Consider the following 438-nt stretch of genomic DNA (forward strand, 5'->3'; position numbering starts at 1 on the left):
ACCTTCAATGAATTTTCCGAGTACAGCCTCGTCTGCACCGGCACCGATGGCCATCGCCATGCGGTCGCATTTTGCGGAGCGTCCATCGTTGACGAACGCATTCAACGGGCCTTCCCAATCGTCGCTCGGCTGCCCATCGGAGACCAACACAACCGTGGGGCGATAGGCGCGTGATGGCACGACATCCTTATCCTCAATCATCGCTTTCGCCATCTTGAGGGCGACACCGAGCGGCGTCATCCCACCCGCTGAAAGGTCCTGCCAACGGATGTCGCCAGCACTGATCAGCGGCTGATGCAGCTCGACTTGTGCACCGAAAGTGATGATCGAAACCCAGATTTCAGTCTCACCGCTCTCTGTGTCCTGGAACACATTGAGCATATCGCGTACAGCATCATTCAAACTGTGGATTTTTCCTTCGCTCTCCATGCTGCCGCT

At 56.4% G+C, this 438-nt stretch carries 1 protein-coding gene; it reads right to left on the bottom strand.

All coding sequences use genetic code 11. From position 1 onward, the window contains the following. The coding region (locus tag AC3XQU_RS22960; RefSeq protein WP_489876469.1) for a vWA domain-containing protein at window positions 1-438 on the bottom strand (438 nt) is incomplete at both ends.

This window comes from Telluria sp. AZSoR62 (assembly GCF_058111565.1).